The 16,707-nt window shown below is 58.8% G+C and carries 12 protein-coding genes; all 12 read left to right on the top strand.

All coding sequences use genetic code 11. From position 1 onward, the window contains the following. Nucleotides 1-11: 11 nt before the first annotated feature. Nucleotides 12-2,258 (top strand): penicillin-binding transpeptidase domain-containing protein, encoded by a 2,247-nt coding sequence (locus E5161_RS05685; RefSeq protein WP_136776743.1) that lies wholly within the window; start codon nucleotides 12-14, stop codon nucleotides 2,256-2,258. A 111-nt stretch (nucleotides 2,259-2,369) separates the two neighbouring features. Next, complete coding sequence (locus tag E5161_RS05680) at nucleotides 2,370-4,292, top strand: stage V sporulation protein D (RefSeq protein WP_136776742.1); 1,923 nt, start codon at nucleotides 2,370-2,372, stop codon at nucleotides 4,290-4,292. Nucleotides 4,293-4,378: 86 nt separating this feature from the next. Next, nucleotides 4,379-5,866 carry a UDP-N-acetylmuramoyl-L-alanyl-D-glutamate--2,6-diaminopimelate ligase gene (locus tag E5161_RS05675; protein WP_136776741.1) on the top strand — a complete coding sequence of 496 codons (1,488 nt, stop codon included), beginning with the start codon at nucleotides 4,379-4,381 and terminating at the stop codon, nucleotides 5,864-5,866. Further along, nucleotides 5,866-7,263 (top strand): UDP-N-acetylmuramoyl-tripeptide--D-alanyl-D-alanine ligase, encoded by a 1,398-nt coding sequence (locus tag E5161_RS05670; protein ID WP_342773844.1) that lies wholly within the window; start codon nucleotides 5,866-5,868, stop codon nucleotides 7,261-7,263. Before E5161_RS05675 ends, E5161_RS05670 begins: the two co-directional genes overlap by 1 nt. A 3-nt stretch (nucleotides 7,264-7,266) precedes the next feature. Then, nucleotides 7,267-8,226 (top strand): phospho-N-acetylmuramoyl-pentapeptide-transferase, encoded by a 960-nt coding sequence (gene mraY / locus E5161_RS05665; RefSeq protein ID WP_136776739.1) that lies wholly within the window; start codon nucleotides 7,267-7,269, stop codon nucleotides 8,224-8,226. Nucleotides 8,227-8,242: 16 nt separating this feature from the next. Further along, the gene (gene murD, locus E5161_RS05660) at nucleotides 8,243-9,676 is read left to right on the top strand and encodes a UDP-N-acetylmuramoyl-L-alanine--D-glutamate ligase (RefSeq protein WP_136776738.1); all 1,434 of its coding nucleotides are present in this window, start codon (nucleotides 8,243-8,245) and stop codon (nucleotides 9,674-9,676) included. 47 nt (nucleotides 9,677-9,723) lie between these two features. Then, nucleotides 9,724-10,821: a stage V sporulation protein E gene (gene spoVE / locus E5161_RS05655; RefSeq protein ID WP_136776737.1), complete on the top strand. Its 1,098-nt coding sequence runs from the start codon at nucleotides 9,724-9,726 to the stop codon at nucleotides 10,819-10,821. Between the two features lie 6 nt (nucleotides 10,822-10,827). After that, entirely contained in the window at nucleotides 10,828-11,946 is a 1,119-nt protein-coding gene (gene murG, locus E5161_RS05650) for an undecaprenyldiphospho-muramoylpentapeptide beta-N-acetylglucosaminyltransferase (RefSeq protein ID WP_136776736.1), read from the top strand. A 215-nt stretch (nucleotides 11,947-12,161) separates the two neighbouring features. Next, on the top strand, nucleotides 12,162-13,067 hold the full coding sequence (gene murB / locus E5161_RS05645; RefSeq protein WP_136776735.1) for a UDP-N-acetylmuramate dehydrogenase: 906 nt from the start codon (nucleotides 12,162-12,164) through the stop codon (nucleotides 13,065-13,067). A 16-nt stretch (nucleotides 13,068-13,083) separates the two neighbouring features. Further along, a complete protein-coding gene (gene murA / locus E5161_RS05640) occupies nucleotides 13,084-14,367 on the top strand; it encodes a UDP-N-acetylglucosamine 1-carboxyvinyltransferase (protein ID WP_136776734.1) in 1,284 nt (427 codons plus the stop codon). 99 nt (nucleotides 14,368-14,466) lie between these two features. Continuing rightward, on the top strand, nucleotides 14,467-15,210 hold the full coding sequence (locus E5161_RS05635) for a cell division protein FtsQ/DivIB (protein WP_136776733.1): 744 nt from the start codon (nucleotides 14,467-14,469) through the stop codon (nucleotides 15,208-15,210). 227 nt (nucleotides 15,211-15,437) lie between these two features. Then, nucleotides 15,438-16,685 carry a cell division protein FtsA gene (gene ftsA, locus E5161_RS05630; protein WP_136776732.1) on the top strand — a complete coding sequence of 416 codons (1,248 nt, stop codon included), beginning with the start codon at nucleotides 15,438-15,440 and terminating at the stop codon, nucleotides 16,683-16,685. Nucleotides 16,686-16,707 lie beyond the last annotated feature (22 nt).

Genomic DNA, 16,707 nt, shown 5'->3' with positions numbered 1-16,707 from the left:
TGGTTTAAGGGATGACCAGAAGAATCAGGCTGAGGACGTTGTGGATGGGCGCATTGTTTACCCTCCTTTTTCTCGGATTGGTCTTTCGGATCTATTGGATTCAGGTGGGACCCGTCGCCGCACAATGGGCGGATAAAGCTCGCCAGTATTGGATGACGAGTAAGTCGATTCCACAGGAACGCGGAATGCTGCTGGACCGCAACGGAGTGGTGCTGGCTGCCGACGCCGCGGCTTACACGGTGGCGCTCGGGCCGAACCGAATCGCCCTTTTGGATCAAGAAAACCCCGACTGGCGCGTCGCCGACAGGATCGTATCCAAGCTGCACAACATTTTAGGAACACCGGAAGACAAACTGCGGGCCATCGTCACAGCCAAAAAGGACGACGGCAAGTTTCTGGAGCAAAAAGAGGTCCGCCCGGACGGCTGGAAAATCGACAAATCGGTGCGCGACAGGCTGGATGCATTCAGAGAAGAGTTGAAGAAGCTGACGGGCAAAAAAGATGTCGGCATTTATTTCCTCGAGGACCAAAAACGCTATTATCCGAACGGGCTGCTCGCCTCCCATATTCTCGGATACGAAAACAAAGACGGCAGCGCCATTCTCGGGCTGGAAAAAACGCTCGACGAGTCGCTGAAAGGCTCGCCCGGCTTCATCAAGTACGAAAAAGACGCCACCGGCGCGCAGCTGCCGAACGGCAAGGTCGAAATGAAACCGGCGGTCAACGGCAAGAACGTCACGCTGACGATCGACCGGGATATTCAATTTTATGTGGAAGAAGCGCTTCGCGAAGCTTACGAGAAATATAACCCCGTGAGCATCACGGCGATCGCCGCGGATCCGAAAACGATGGATATTCTCGGCATGGCCAGCCTGCCGGATTTCGATCCGAATCAGTATTGGAATGCGAAGGGTCAGGCCCAAAAAAATAACGCCATTCAGTCGGTGTACGAGCCGGGATCCACGTTTAAAATCGTCACGCTGGCCGCGGCCGTTCAGGAAGGAAAATTTGATCCGAACGAGACGTACAAGTCCGGCAGCATTTTAGTGACGAATAAAGCGAAACCGATTCGTGACCATAACGGCGGACGCGGCTGGGGAGAAATTACGTTCCTGGACGGGCTCAAGCATTCCAGCAACGTCGCTTTTGTAAAACTCGGATTCGAGAAGCTCGGAGCGGAGAAGCTTCGAAGTTACATAGACGCTTTCGGCTTCGGGCAGAAGACCGGCATTGAGCTGCCGGGCGAATTGGCAGGAGCGATTTCGTTTCACAACAATATTCCAAGCGAAGTGGCGACAGCCTCCTTCGGCCAAGGCCGTGTGCAGGTCACTCCGATCCAGCAAGTGACCGCGGTGGCGGCGGTCGCCAACGGCGGCAAGCTGATGCAGCCGCATCTCGTCAAATCGATTTCCGATCCGGCCAGCGGCACGAAACAAGTATTTGAGCCGAAAGTGGTGCGCCAGGTTATCTCCGCGGATTCGGCGCGCAAAGTGGGCGAATACCTGGAAACCGTGGTCAGCGACCAAAAGATCGGGACCGGCAAAAACGCCTATATCCCCGGTTATCGGATTGCCGGCAAAACGGGTACGGCCCAAAAGGTCATTGACCGCAAATATTCTGCGGACAAATACGTCGTATCCTTTATCGGCTACGCCCCCGTCGAAGATCCGAAGATCGTGCTGTACGTTATCGTGGACGAACCGCAGACGGCTTTGGCCGGCGGCAGTACCGTCGCCGCGCCAATCTTCAAAAAAATTATGGAGCAATCGCTGCGGCATCTCGGCGTCATGCCGAATTTAAGCAAAGACGAGCAGAACAAATCGGCTGCGTCCGGTGCGTCCGTGGCGAGAAGCGATCTGACGGCCACCGTCGAAGATGTTACGGGAATGAGCGTAGGACAGGCGCAAAGCGAACTGAAGCGCCGTTCCTTCGATGCCGTCACGATCGGTAAAGGCGCAAAAGTGATTCAGCAGCTGCCCAAAGCCGGAAGTGTGCTGCCAGTTTCCCAGCCGGTATTTCTCCTCACCGAAACGAATCCGGGGAGCATCCCCGACCTCAAGGGGTTGTCTTTGCGGGACGCGCTCGAAATGTGCTCCCTGCTGAAGATAGCTTGCACGGTGAAGGGTGAAGGCTATGTCGTGTCGCAGCAGGAAGTGAAAACCGCAGGCAAGTTGACCGTCCAACTTACATTAGCGCCGCCGACCGCCGCCGGCGCGAGTGCAGGCGCTCCCGCGGCTTTGCCCGCACCGGGCGGCTGAAGGCTTGTTCTAAACCCCCTAACTCGCAGAATATTTTAGAAAACGTGGGACCGGCAGCGTGCGCCTTTGACGTGTGCCCGGAACCTCGTCTGCGGAATAGGGGGTTTTGTGATGAAAATATCGCAGGTAACGGTTCGCAGAAGGCTGTTTTTCGCGCTTCTCTTCGTCGTGATCGCCTTTGCGGCGCTCATCATCCGGCTCGGTTACGTGCAATTGTGGAAAGGCGCCGAGCTGTCGGAGCGTGCGGAAAATTCGTGGCGCCGCGAGGTGCTGTTCCAGCCCAAGCGTGGGGAAGTGATCGACCGCAACGGTGTCCGGCTCGCCTATAACATCAGTTCTCCGACGATCTGGGCCGTTCCTGCCCAAATCAAGAACAAGGCGGAGACGGCCCGCCGGCTTGCTCCCGTGCTCGGGATGAGCGAAAGTGTCCTGTTCAAGCAGCTGTCCAAGAGAGAACGAATTGTCGACATCAAGCCGGCCGGCAGGAAAATCAGTCTGAATAAAACGCAGCAGGTTCGCGAGCTGGGGCTGCCCGGCATTTATATCGGAGAAGACAACAAGCGTTATTATCCGTTCGGCAGCCTGGCCGCGCACATTCTCGGCTTTACGGGCGGTTACAACCAAGGGTTGACCGGGCTGGAGCTCCGTTATGACCAAAGATTGAGCGGGCTTGCGGGAAGCGTGTCGTACCTCGCCCAGGCGAACGGCGATGTGATGCCGGATTCCAGCGATCAATATACGCCGCCTCGCGACGGCCTCACTTTGCAGCTCACCCTCGATCAGACGGTGCAGTCGATTGTGGAGAGAGAGCTCGACCAGGCGGTGCTCAAGTTTCAGCCGAAATCCGTCATTGCGATCGCCATGAATCCGAAAAACGGGGAAATATTGGCCATGGGCAGCCGTCCGACATACGAGCCGGACAAGTACCGCGAAGTTTCGTCCGAAGTGTACAACCGAAATCTTCCGATCTGGATGACGTACGAGCCGGGCTCCACCTTCAAGATCATCACGCTGGCGGCGGCGCTTCAGGAAGGAAAAGTGAATCTTACGAAAGAGCATTTTTACGATCCCGGTTATACGGAAGTAGGCGGCGCCAGGCTGCGCTGCTGGAAAAAAGGCGGACACGGCAGCCAGTCGTTCCTGGAAGTGGTCGAAAACTCCTGCAACCCCGGGTTTGTCGCGCTCGGCCAGCGGCTGGGCAAGGAAAAGCTGTTTTCTTACATCAACGCCTTCGGGTTCGGACAAAAAACAGGCATTGATTTAAATGGAGAGGAAAACGGCATTATGTTCAAGCCTTCGCAAGTCGGACCGGTGGAGTTGGCCACCACGGCTTTCGGGCAGGGCGTGTCCGTTACGCCGATTCAGCAGATTACGGCCGTGTCGGCGGCCATAAACGGTGGTAAATTGTTTAAGCCGCATGTAGCCAAATCGTGGATTCAGCCGGAAACCGGTACCGTGCTGGAGGAAGTGAAGCCGGAGCTGGTGAGACAGGTGATCTCGCCCGAGACTTCCAAGCAGGTGAGGGAAGCGCTGGAGAGCGTCGTGGCGCAGGGGACGGGGCGCAACGCGTTCGTGGACGGCTACCGGGTCGGCGGCAAAACAGGGACCGCGCAAAAGGTCGTCGGCGGCCGGTATTCCGCCAACGAGCATATCGTTTCGTTCATCGGCTTCGCCCCGGCGGACGATCCGCAGCTGATCGTTTACGTCGCGGTCGATAATCCGCAGGGCATCCAGTTCGGCGGAGTGGTGGCCGCTCCGATCGTCCGCAATATAATGGCTGACGCTCTTCCGTATCTGGGCGTGAAACCGAGGACCAAACAAGTGGAAAAAGAATATAGATACGGAGATACGCCGATTGTGACGGTGCCGAATTTAGTCGGCAAAACCGTGAGCGATCTGTATGAGGATCTGAACATGAACTTCCGGCTCGCCTCGTCGGGTTCAGGCGACACGGTGGTGCGGCAGGCGCCGGCCGCCGGTTCGAAGGTGGAACGGGGCTCGGTGATCCGGATTTACCTCGGCTCCGATAACTGATTTTGCCAATCTGCCGAAAAACCTTGAAGCGTGTGTTGGCTTGGTTGATAATGAGGGTACATGTCGTCGAAGGAGGCCGCTCTGTCATGAATTTGCACGAATTATCTCAACAATTGCTTATGTTCCGGATCGCTGGGGACGGCAGTGTCGGAATCTCCGATTTGGAGACCGATTCCCGCAAAGTGAAGCCCGGACACTTGTTCGTCTGTTTGCCCGGCCACACGGTGGACGGCCATGACTTCGCCGAACAAGCCGCGGCCCAAGGCGCCGCAGCGCTGCTCGTATCCCGCGAGCTTCCGGTTGCCCTTCCGCAATTGGTCGTGCCGGATACCCGGCTCGCGCTTGCCAAGCTGGCCGACTTCTTTTACGGACGACCTTCGCACAAGCTCCGTCCGGTCGGCGTCACCGGCACGAACGGGAAAACGACGACGACCTATTTGATTGAAAAAATATGGACGGACGCCGGCGTGCCAGCCGGTGTCATTGGGACAATCGAGACGCGTTTCGCCGGCCGCACGCTGCCGATGTCCGGCACCACGCCCGACGTGCTCGAGCTTCAGCGGATTTTCCGCGATATGGCGGAGTCTGGCACCGAGCGCTGCGTGATGGAAGTTTCTTCTCACGCGCTTGAGCAAGGCCGTGTCAAAGGAACCCGGTTCCGTACCGCCGTATTCACCAACCTGACGCAGGATCATCTGGATTATCACGGAACGATGGAAGCCTATCAGGCGGCCAAAGGTTTGTTTTTCTCCAGACTCGGCAACGATTATGCGGACCGCCCGGAAGATCGTACATATGCCGTGCTGAATGCCGACGATAAAGCTTCGGAGGCTTTTGCCAAGCTGACGGCTGCGGAAGTGGTCACCTACGGCATCGATAATGAGGCTCATCTGCGGGCCGGCGATGTGTCGATATCGGCGCGCGGAACGCAGTTCACGTTGACGACGCTCCAAGGAGTGCGGCAGGTTCGGCTTCGCATGGTGGGGAAATTTAACGTGTATAACGCACTGGCCGCGCTCGCCGCCGCTTGGTGTGAAGGCATCCCTTTGGATTCCGCCATCGCGAGTCTCGAAGCTGTCCCCGGTGTGCCCGGCCGAGCGGAATCGGTAGACGAGGGCCAAGATTTTGCGGTTGTCGTCGACTATGCGCACACGCCGGACGGATTGGAGAACATTCTCCGTACCGTTCGAGAGCTGGCGACCGGCCAAGTGATCTGCGTGTTCGGCTGCGGTGGGGACCGGGACCGGACGAAACGGCCGAAAATGGGCAAAATCGCCGCGGAGCTGGCGGACACGGTCATTATCACCAGCGACAATCCGCGTACCGAAGATCCGCTCCGAATTTTGGACGACATCGAAGCTGGATTGAAAGAAGCCGGCGTCGGTCAGGATCGTTACCGGCTGTTGCCGGACAGGCGCAAAGCGATCGAAATGGCGGTTGAATCGGCCAACCCCGGAGATGTAGTATTGATTGCGGGGAAAGGCCATGAAACCTATCAAATTATTGGCGGCGTCACCCATGATTTCGACGACCGCCTGGTGGCGAGAGCCGCCTTAAGGAGCCAACAAGCGTGATGCAAGCTACCCTGCGGGATGCCGCCGTATGGTGCGGCGCGGCTGTCGAGGAGGCGGCCGGCGGCGCGGTCTTCGCCGGCGTCTCTACCGATACCCGGCAGATCAAGCCGGGACAATTGTTCGTACCCTTGTCCGGAGATCGTTTCGACGGACATGATTATTTAGAGGCGGCCCGCGAAGCAGGCGCCGTCGCTTCGCTGTGGCAGCGCGACCGTGCTCAGCCGGCGGATGCCGGCATCCCGCTGCTGCTCGTCGACGATACGCTGGCTGCGCTGCAGCGGCTTGCCGCGCATTATCTCGGCGCGCTGCAGGCGAAAGTGGTGGCCGTTACCGGAAGCAACGGGAAAACAACGACCAAAGACCTCATCACTTCCGTACTCTCTACGCGTTACCGCGTGCATAAGACGGAAGGCAATTTAAATAACCACATCGGCTTGCCGCTGACCGTTTTGCGCGCCGATCCCGGAACGGAAGTGCTCGTGCTGGAAATGGGCATGAGCGGCCGAGGAGAAATCGCACTGCTGTCGAATCTGGCGAAGCCGGACATCGCGGTAATCACCAACATCGGGGAAGCTCATTTGCTTCAGCTCGGCTCCCGACGGAACATTGCCCGGGCCAAGCTTGAAATCGTGCAAGGGTTAAAGCCCGGCGGCGTGCTCATCGTCAACGGCGACGAGCCGCTGATCGACGAAGAATTGCAGGCGCTGGAGCTTCCGGATCCCATCGAATGGGTCACGTTCGGGGAATCGGAAGCTTGCGCATTGTCGGTATCGAACATTCGCGTGACGGCCGAAACGACACGGTTCGAGGCGAGAACGGAAGACGGCGTACACACCTATGAAATCCCCGTACCGGGGCGGCACAACGCGGTTAACGCGCTTGCGGCCGCCGCGGTAGGAAAGGCGCTGGGCGTCACACCGGAGCAAATCGGGGAAGGATTATCGGCCGCGAAGCTGACCGGCATGCGGATTGAACGTACACGCGCGAGTAACGGCGCCGTCGTCCTGAACGACGCATACAACGCGAGTCCGACTTCCGTTCTGGCCGCGATATCGCTGGCGGACGCTCTCGCCGGTTACCGGCACAAAAGAATCGTGCTTGGAGACATGCTGGAGCTGGGTCCCGACGAGGAATCGTTCCACGCGGAGATCGGCCGTTCTCTGACGCCGGAAACCGCGGATTTTGTTTACCTGTACGGCCCGCTGTCCGCGCATACGGCGAAAGCCGCGGAACAGGCATTTCCATCGGGCTCGGTAAGGCATTTTGCCGATAAGCGGGAGTTGACGGAGACGCTGCTGCGGGAAACCGGACCGGATGATTTGGTGCTGGTCAAAGCTTCACGCGGCATGAAACTGGAAGAGGTCGTCGCCGCGCTGCAGAAAGGAGTCGTCGGGTAAGCCATGGACTATACTTCGGTACTGCTCACGCTGGGCGTTTCTTTCGTGCTCGCGGCGCTGTTCGGCCCGCTGCTCATTCCGCTGCTTCGCCGGCTCAAGTTCGGGCAGCAGGTCAGGGAAGACGGTCCGCAGTCCCATTTGAAGAAATCGGGAACGCCGACGATGGGCGGGGTCATCATTATACTCGCGCTTACGCTCGCGTTCTTGAAGTTTTCCGACCGCGGCCCGATGTTCTGGGCATTGCTGGTCGCTTGCCTCGGCTTCGGGCTGGTCGGGTTTCTGGACGATTACGTCAAAATTGCCTTCAAGCGCTCGCTTGGCTTGACGGCCAGACAGAAGCTGCTGGGGCAGCTGCTCTTTTCTTTTCTTTTTTGCGGCATTCTGTACCGGATGGACCATCCCACCACACTCGGCATTCCGGGCACGAGCCTTTCATGGGATTTGGGCTGGGGGTATTACGTGCTCGTTGTCGTGATGTTTTTCGCGGCGAGCAATGCGGTCAACTTCACGGACGGGGTGGACGGATTGTTGTCCGGGACAAGCGCCTTGGCTTTCGGGGCGTTCGCCGTCATTGCGCTGCAAATGGCGCAGCAGCAGACCGCCGTATTTTCCGCGGCATTGGTCGGGGCGGTGCTCGGCTTTCTGGTGTACAACGCGCATCCGGCCAAAGTGTTCATGGGAGACACGGGCTCCCTGGGCATCGGCGGCGGCTTGGCGGCCGTTGCGATTCTCACGAAAACTGAACTGCTTCTCATCGTCATCGGCGGCGTTTTCGTTCTCGAAATGCTTTCTGTCATCATCCAGGTCATTTCGTTTAAGACAAGAGGGAAAAGGGTATTCAAAATGAGCCCGATCCACCACCATTTCGAGCTGTCGGGGTGGTCGGAATGGCGGGTGGTCACGACGTTCTGGCTGGCGGGCTTCGTTCTGGCCGTCGCCGGCTTGTTCTTGTACAAGATGTAAAAGGGGCAAACAGCGAATGATGCAGCTTACAGCGTACCGGGGGCGGCGCGTCGTGGTCCTCGGTCTGGCGCGGAGCGGCGTAGCCGCGGCCAAGCTTTTTCACGGGATCGGCGCCGACGTCGCCGTCAATGACCGCAAGCCGCGGGAAGAATGTCCCGAAGCTTCCGAATTGGAGGCTTTGGGCATTTCTGTTCAATGCGGCGGACATCCCGAAGGACTCGTAAATGAAGAAACGGCGCTTTTGGTGAAAAATCCGGGCATTCCGTATTCGGCGCCGCCTGTAGCGGCCGCCCTGCGGCTCGGCGTGGAAATCGTGACGGAGGTGGAGGTGGCGGGACAGCTGTCGCAAGCTCCGATCATCGGCATCACCGGCTCCAACGGCAAAACGACGACCACGACTTGGACAGGCGTGCTGCTGGAAGCGGCCGGTCTCAAGCCGCTCGTCGCCGGCAACATCGGCCGTCCGTTAAGCGAGGCGGCGCAGGAAGCGGCGGCCGACGGCTGGCTGGTGGCGGAACTGAGCAGCTTTCAGCTCAAAGGCACCCGGGATTTTCACCCCCGCATCGCTTGTCTGCTCAATCTCGCGGAAACCCATCTCGATTATCACGGGACGATGGAGGATTACGTCGCCTCCAAGGCGAAATTGTTCGAAAATCAGACGGAGGAAGATACGGCCGTTTATAACGCGGATGATGCCGTTTGCCGGGATTTGTCGCAGCGGTTCCGTGCCCGAAAACTGCCGTTCTCGCTCGTGTCCCGTCTCGACGCCGGCGTCTGTGTCGAGCCGCCGTACCCGTCGGTGAAGCCCGGGGACGACGAGCCGGAAGAGGAGCGCCGGATCGTCTATCGCGACGGCCATGGCGGAGAAGTTGCGATTCTCCCGGTCGACGAGCTCGGCATTCCCGGGCGGCACAATACGGCCAACGCGCTCGCGGCGATCGCCGTTGCTCTTGCGGCCGGCGCCGACCCGGAACGGCTGGCCGAACCGCTGCAGGTGTTCCGAGGCGTTGAGCACAGGCTCGAGTATGTCGGCCGCTTCGGCGGCGTGAACTACTACAATGATTCGAAGGCGACGAACCCGATGGCCACCACCATGTCCGTACTTTCGCTGCCTTCGCCGGTCGTTCTGATCGCCGGGGGGTTGGACCGGGGCTCGGACTATATGGAGCTGCTGCCGATTTTCCGGACACGCCTCAAAGCGTTGATCGCCTTTGGCGAAACGAGGGAGAAGCTGCGGAAGGTGGCGGAATCGGCCGGTTTACCGGCGGTGAAAATCGTCGAACCTGTGGGTGACGCCGAAGCCACGCTCCGCCGCGCGGTAGAAGAAGCCGCCTCGCTGGCGCAGCCCGGAGACACCGTGCTGCTGTCGCCGGCCTGCGCAAGCTGGGACATGTTCCCTTCCTACGAGGTGCGCGGCCGCATGTTTAAGCATTCGGCGCATACGTTGTAGAAGGGGGCTTGTCCCCACTTCCGCAAGTACGCGAGGTGTCCGGTTCCATGGCCAAATTCCGTTCTGTTCCCGATCTTTGGATGATCGCCGCCATCATCGGCATATTGGCGATCGGCATCGTGATGGTATACAGCGCAAGCGCCGTCGCCGCATTTCACGACTACGGAGACGCTTATTACTATGTGAAGCGTCAGCTCGTATTCGCGGTGCTCGGCGTCGCGGCGATGTTCGTCACGATGAACGTCGATTACCCGTTATGGCGCAAATGGGCGTTCCCGGCTTTGCTCATCTGCTTCGGGCTCCTGCTGATCGTGCTGGTGCCGGGAGTCGGCGTTGTGCGCGGGGGTGCCCGCAGCTGGCTGGGAATCGGCTCCTTCGGCATCCAGCCTTCGGAATTTATGAAATTGGCCATGATTTTGTTTCTTGCCCGCCTGCTGTCCGAGAGGCAAAACTTGATGACGTTATTCACGCGCGGTCTGCTTCCGCCGCTCGCCATCATGGGAACCGCGTTCGGCCTCATCATGCTGCAGCCCGACTTGGGCACCGGCGCGGTGATGATCGGCGCTTCGCTGCTCGTCATTTTCGTCGCGGGAGCGCGGATTTCCCATCTCGCCGGACTTGGTCTGCTCGGCTTGGCGGGGCTCGGCGCGCTCATCGCGGCCGCGCCTTACCGGCTTCAGCGGATCACGGCTTTTCTGGATCCGTGGCAGGATCCGCTCGGCGCGGGTTACCAATCGATCCAGTCTCTGTACGCGATCGGACCGGGCGGGCTTGTCGGGCTCGGCCTCGGCATGAGCCGGCAGAAGTACAACTATTTGCCGGAGCCGCAGACGGACTTCATTTTTTCCATTTTGGCCGAAGAATTGGGTTTCATCGGGGGATCGCTCCTGCTGATGCTGTTCCTTATTCTGATCTGGCGGGGCATGCGGACTGCGATCACGATCTCGGATCCGTTCGGCAGTCTGCTCGCTTCCGGGATCGTCGGCATCATCGCCGTGCAGGTGCTGATCAACATCGGCGTCGTCATCGGTTTGCTGCCCGTAACGGGCATCACGCTGCCGCTGGTCAGCTACGGCGGCTCGTCGCTGACGCTGCTGCTCACGGCGCTTGGTATTTTACTGAACTTATCCCGTTATTCGAGGTGACGCTGTATGCGTGTTGTGTTGACCGGGGGAGGAACCGGGGGACATATTTATCCCGCTCTTGCGGTCGGCCGGGAGTTAAAGCGGCGGTATGACGGCTGCGAATTGATGTACATAGGCACGCGCAAAGGGCTGGAAAGCTCTATCGTTCCCCAGCACGGCGTTCCGTTCGAACATATCGACATTACCGGATTCCGGCGTTCCCTGTCGTGGGAGAACGTCAGGACCGTCATTCGTTTTTGGCAGGGCGTAAGGCGCTCCAAAGAACTGCTGCGGAAATTCAAGCCCGACGCCGTCGTGGGAACCGGAGGCTATGTATGCGGTCCAGTCGTGTACGCCGCTTCCCGGCTCGGAATCCCAACGTTGATTCATGAGCAAAATGTGGTGCCTGGTCTGACCAACAAATTTTTAAGCCGGTTCGTCGACGCGGTGGCCGTCAGTTTCCGCGAGTCGCTGCCCTTTTTCTCGAATTGCCCGGATGTCGAGCATGCCGGTAATCCGTGCGCATCCGCCGTGGTCGGAGCCGACCGCAGCCGCGGCTTCTCGTCGCTCGGGCTTGCTCCGGACACGCCGTTCGTGCTGGCGGTCGGCGGCAGCCGCGGAGCCAAGGCGCTTAACGAAGCGGTGATCCAGATCGTTCCGATGATGAACGATCTGCCGGACGTCCATTTGGTATTCGTGACCGGTGAAAGATTTCATGAAGAGACGCTGACGCGAATCAATCGACTGCCGTCTGCGCCCGAAGGAAGGGTGCATCTGCTTCCGTACGTGCACAACATGCCGGAAGTATTGGCGGCGGCATCACTGGTCGTGAGCCGCGCGGGTGCCTCTTCGGTTGCGGAAATCACATCGCTTGGCGTACCGTCTATATTGGTACCGTCCCCTAATGTTACGAACAACCATCAAGAGCCGAACGCCCGGAGTCTTGCAGACGCCGGGGCCGCCGTCATGATGCTGGAACGCGAACTGACGGGGGACTCCTTATTCGGGCACGTAGCGGACATCATGAAAGATTCGGTTCGGCGCGATTCGATGGCTCTGGCCGCCCGCAAAATGGGCATGCCGGATGCCGCGGCCGCGATCGGCGAACAGCTTGACCGCATCATGAGCAAACGGCAACGCAAATAAAGGATCCAAGAAACATCCCAAGGTCGGGCTGGCCTGCAGCATATAGGCATTTGTCACCACCCTTACCGGTGTGTCATAGGATACAGGGTGATCGTGACTGCCGCACCCGTGCACCGGCGTTGCAAGGGCGGCCCGTTCTCTTGGGGACACTGACTGACGCGAGGCGGTTGCCGGGATGATCCGGCGATCGTGCTTGCCAAAGGAGGAAATCCAACATGCAGCAGCTGCTCGCTGAATTGGAGCGCGCGCAAGCCGGAAGCGTCCTAGCGGACGAACCGCTCGCTTCGTACACGACATGGAAGATCGGCGGTCCGGCGGATGTACTGATCGTTCCGGAGAACCGCTCCGAGCTCGCAGCCGCACTCGAGGTGCTTCACAGGCTTGGTGTTCCGTGGAAGGTGCTCGGACGAGGCTCGAACACGCTCGTGTCCGACAAAGGAGTCCGCGGAGCCGTTATCAAGCTGGGCGACGGCTTTGATGAAGTGAGTTTCTCGGACGAAACGGTAACCGCAGGAGCTTCCTACTCCTTCATCAAGCTGTCGGTCGTGGCCGGCAAAGAAGGGCTGACCGGGCTGGAATTCGCGGGAGGAATTCCAGGCACGGTGGGCGGTGCCGTTTATATGAACGCCGGTGCGCACGGTTCGGACGTATCACGCATATTTCAGTCGGCCGACATCGTCTGGGAAGACGGGACCGAAGAAACGCTGGGACTTGAAGAGATGGCTTTCTCGTATCGCCACTCCGTACTGCACGACAAGCGGGGTATCGTGACGCAGGCTTCGTTTCGCCTCGCGTCAGGCGACCGCAAGGAGATCGCCGCCGCTTTGGCTTCGTATAAGGACCGGAGGCGGCGCACCCAGCCTTTGCAGCTTCCGTGCGCGGGCAGCGTTTTCCGGAACCCGCCGAACGATCATGCCGCGCGGCTGATCGAGGCCGCAGGTCTGAAGGGAGCGAGGGAAGGCGGCGCCGAGGTATCCCTTGTTCATGCCAACTTCATCGTTAACCAGGGCGGTGCCACGGCCGAGGACGTTCTCACCCTCATGGGGCGGATCCAACGAACAGTCGAAGAAAAGTTCGGACTTCAATTGGTGCCGGAGGTTCTTTTGATGGGTGAGCGGTAACCCGGAGGTGAATCCCTTGGACAAATTGGTGATTGAAGGCGGCCAACCGCTTTCGGGCACCATACGTATCCACGGAGCCAAAAATGCCGCTTTGCCGATACTGGCCGCCAGCCTGCTGGCTGAAGGAGAGGTGACGGTCCGCAACGTCCCCCGCCTGCTGGATATCGACGTCATGCTGGATATTTTGCGGAACTTGGGCTGCAATGCCTCATACGGCGATCGCAGCGTCATCGTCGACACTTCGCCCGCCTCCTCCTCGCACATCCCGGAAACGCTCATGCGACAGATGCGGTCGTCCGTGTTCCTGACCGGCCCGCTGCTCGCGCGTTTCGGGGAAGTGCACTTGTACCAGCCGGGCGGATGTGCCATCGGCGAAAGGAAAATCGATTTGCATCTCAGGGGGCTTGCGGCGCTCGGAGCGGACATTCAGGAGAAAGGCAGCCGCATCGTCTGCCGGGCCGCGCAGCTGAAAGGAACCGAAGTCATCCTGGACTTTCCGAGTGTCGGCGCAACGGAGAACATCATGATGGCCGCCGTGCTCGCGAAGGGACGCACGACGATTGTCGGAGCGGCGCGGGAGCCGGAGATTCAGGATTTGCAAGCCTTTTTGAATCAGATGGGCGCGCAGGTGACCGGCGCGGGAACCGACACGATTTTCGTCGAAGGAGTGTCCTCCCTCTCCGGGTGCGATTTCGAAATCATCCCGGACCGCATCGTCTCGGGCACCGTGATGGTTGCCGCGGCGGCCAGCCGGGGAGATGTCGAATTGCACGGGGTCCAGCCGCGCCACTTAACATCGCTGATTCACGTGCTGCGCCGGGCCGGTGTTCAAATCGAGGTCGGCAATGCTATAATTAAAATTAGCGCTTCCACAAGGCCGAAGGCGGTCGAACGGGTGATGACCTCGCCCTATCCGGCCTTCCCTACGGATCTGCAAGCGCAGCTCATGGCTTTTCTGTCGCTTGCGGAAGGCGTGAGCGTCATCAAGGAAACGATCTTTGAAGGCCGTTTCAAACATGTAGATGAATTATGCCGCATGGGTGCGGATATCCGTGTGGACCTGAACACAGCATTCGTTCGCGGCGCTCCCGAGTTATACGGGACGACGGTCGAGGCCACCGATTTGCGGGCCGGCGCCGCGCTGGTCATTGCGGGATTGGCGGCGCAGGGCCGCACGGTGGTGGAACAGGTCCACTACATCGACCGAGGATACGAACGGATTGAAGACATGTTTCGGCAGCTGGGCGGAGACATCATCCGCGAATGCGGCCAGCCCTTGATTCCTCAACCTGCAAGGTGACGCCTGCCCCGCGCAGCCCTGACGCGGGGCCGTTTTTTGCAAGGGGAGGTACAAGCCTGGCTGAATGTTGTCGAATACTGGCGAGGAGGAAAGAGTCTGATGCACGAGCGGATTCCCGCATTGAAACGCGAGCCGGAAACACCGCGCCGCCGAGGCGGCAGGCTTCTCGGTCTCGTGATCCTGCTTTTCGCCATCGTGCTCGTCGTCCTTTTTTTTCGGTCCTCACTATCCAAGGTTCAAGAGATTCACGTAACGGGAATCCGAAATCTTGCCGAGACGGAAGTGAAAGCCGCGCTCGCGGCGAAACCGGGCGATTCTTTCTTTACACCCGGCTCGGAGAAGCTGGCGGGCAGAGTTCGGAAGCTGCCGCCGGTGAAGGACGTCAAGGTGATCAAAAAATTTCCGGGTTCCTGGGAAGTCCGCGTGACCGAATATCACGAGGTCGCTTCCGAGCTTGCGGCAGACGGAGGCATACGCATCGTGCTGGAGAACGGTCTGGCGCTGCCGGTCAAACCGGGCGCTCTGCCGGACAAGCCCATTTTGACGGGCTGGAAGCCGGACGATGCCGTCCGCAAACGGTTATGCGAGGCGCTTGGCTTGCTTCCGGAACCGCTGCTGGCCGACTTGTCGGAAATCAAGCCGGATCCGTCCAAAGCTTATCCGGACAAAATCAAGCTTTTTACCCGTTCGCGCTTCGAAGTGATCACCACCGCAGGGAAGCTGAAGGAGAAAATTCCGTACCTCAGCGATCTTGTGGCGAACCGCGAGCCGGGGCGCATCGTCATGCTGGAAGCGGACACGTACTTACCGTTTTCGGCGGAAAACGCGCCTGCCGCTCCTTGAGAAGCCGATGAACATAAGGAAATGGACACTACTCAATCTAGTAAAAGAATGCTAGAATTTCATTTATGGACCGGAAGGGTAATGGGTTTGAAGGTTTGCCGGCCGCACTTGGCGAATAACCAAAAAAAATGTTGAAAAAAGAGGGAATATCTCAGGGATGTGGAATATGTAAGGAATGCATCCCTTTGTCGCAGCCACTTTCATCGATCTACGGGAGGTGCCACCGGTTGAGCAGCAACGACCTCATCGTCAGCCTGGATATCGGAACGTCCAAAATCCGGGTGATTATAGGGGAAATCAGCAACGGGGCCATTAACATCATTGGCGTCGGATCCGCAGATTCCGAAGGGATCCGTAAAGGCGCCATCGTCGATATTGACCTGACCGTGCAATCCATCCGCAATGCCGTCGACCATGCCGAGCGTATGGTGGGCATTACGATTGACGAAGTATATGTCGGCATCGCCGGCAATCACATCGCTTTGCAGTCGAATCATGGCGTTGTGGCCGTCTCAAATGAAGACCGGGAAATCGGCGAAGACGACATCGAGCGCGTACTTACGGCCTCTCGCGTGGTTGCTCTGCCGCCGGAACGGGAAATCATCGGATTGCTGCCGAAGCAGTTTTTTGTCGACGGATTGGGAGACATTCAAGATCCGCGCGGCATGATCGGCGTCCGGCTGGAAGTCGAGTGCACGATCATTACCGGAACCAAAGCTGCTGTACATAATTTAATGCGATGCGTGGAGAAAGCCGGCCTGCGAATTTCCGGTATCGTTCTCATGTCGCTCGCTTCGGGCATGATGGCCCTGTCGAAGGACGAGAAGCAGATGGGTACCGTGCTGGCCGATATCGGCGCCGGCTCCACCACGCTTGCCGTTTTCGAAGGAGGCAGCCTGGCCGCCGTTTCTACTTTGCCGATCGGCGGAGATTACGTGACCAGCGATATTTGCTACGGGCTGAAAACCCAGACGGAGCACGCCGAGAAGATCAAGCTCAAATACGGCTGTGCACGTGTGGAAGACGCCGCGGAAGATTTGAAGTTCAAGGTGATGCGAGTCGGGACGAACGTGGAAAAGGAATTTTCTCAGGTCGACTTGGCCAACATCATCGAACCGCGCATGCAGGAAATTTTCCAAATGATCCGTCAAGAAATTAAGCGGCTCGGTTACCATGACAAGATCAACGGGTACGTTCTGACGGGAGGCACGGTTTCCATGCCGAGTGTCCTTCCGCTCGCGCAGATCGAGCTGGAATCCAGCGTGCGGATCGCGGTGCCGGATTACATCGGCGTGCGCGACCCCTCGTTCAGCAGCGGAGTCGGTATGATCCAATGGGTGACCAAGTATGTCCGCAGCCGGGTCGCAGGCGCTTCGAAAAAACCGGCCAAAACCAAGGCGGCGGCAGGGGCTTCGTCTTCCGGAAAGTCGGGATTTGTCGAATGGTTCAAAAATATGTTTAAAGAATTCATATAAGCCGCTGCTTATGATAGGTTCA

It is taken from the genome of Cohnella pontilimi, from assembly GCF_005049045.1.
GTDB classification, from domain to species: domain Bacteria; phylum Bacillota; class Bacilli; order Paenibacillales; family Paenibacillaceae; genus Cohnella; species Cohnella pontilimi.
The sequence above is the reverse complement of the archived record's forward strand: the minus strand, read 5'-3'. Positions and strand labels throughout refer to the sequence as shown.

What these genes read in the sequence shown, in the direction of transcription:
- murB (WP_136776735.1), top strand. Translation starts at nt 12,162, where the DNA reads ATGCAGCAGCTGCTCGCTGAATTGGAGCGCGCGCAAGCCGGAAGCGTC.
- spoVE (WP_136776737.1), top strand. Translation starts at nt 9,724, where the DNA reads ATGGCCAAATTCCGTTCTGTTCCCGATCTTTGGATGATCGCCGCCATC.
- E5161_RS05685 (WP_136776743.1), top strand. Translation starts at nt 12, where the DNA reads ATGACCAGAAGAATCAGGCTGAGGACGTTGTGGATGGGCGCATTGTTT.
- E5161_RS05670 (WP_342773844.1), top strand. Translation starts at nt 5,866, where the DNA reads ATGCAAGCTACCCTGCGGGATGCCGCCGTATGGTGCGGCGCGGCTGTC.
- E5161_RS05675 (WP_136776741.1), top strand. Translation starts at nt 4,379, where the DNA reads ATGAATTTGCACGAATTATCTCAACAATTGCTTATGTTCCGGATCGCT.
- E5161_RS05680 (WP_136776742.1), top strand. Translation starts at nt 2,370, where the DNA reads ATGAAAATATCGCAGGTAACGGTTCGCAGAAGGCTGTTTTTCGCGCTT.
- mraY (WP_136776739.1), top strand. Translation starts at nt 7,267, where the DNA reads ATGGACTATACTTCGGTACTGCTCACGCTGGGCGTTTCTTTCGTGCTC.
- E5161_RS05635 (WP_136776733.1), top strand. Translation starts at nt 14,467, where the DNA reads ATGCACGAGCGGATTCCCGCATTGAAACGCGAGCCGGAAACACCGCGC.
- murG (WP_136776736.1), top strand. Translation starts at nt 10,828, where the DNA reads ATGCGTGTTGTGTTGACCGGGGGAGGAACCGGGGGACATATTTATCCC.
- murD (WP_136776738.1), top strand. Translation starts at nt 8,243, where the DNA reads ATGATGCAGCTTACAGCGTACCGGGGGCGGCGCGTCGTGGTCCTCGGT.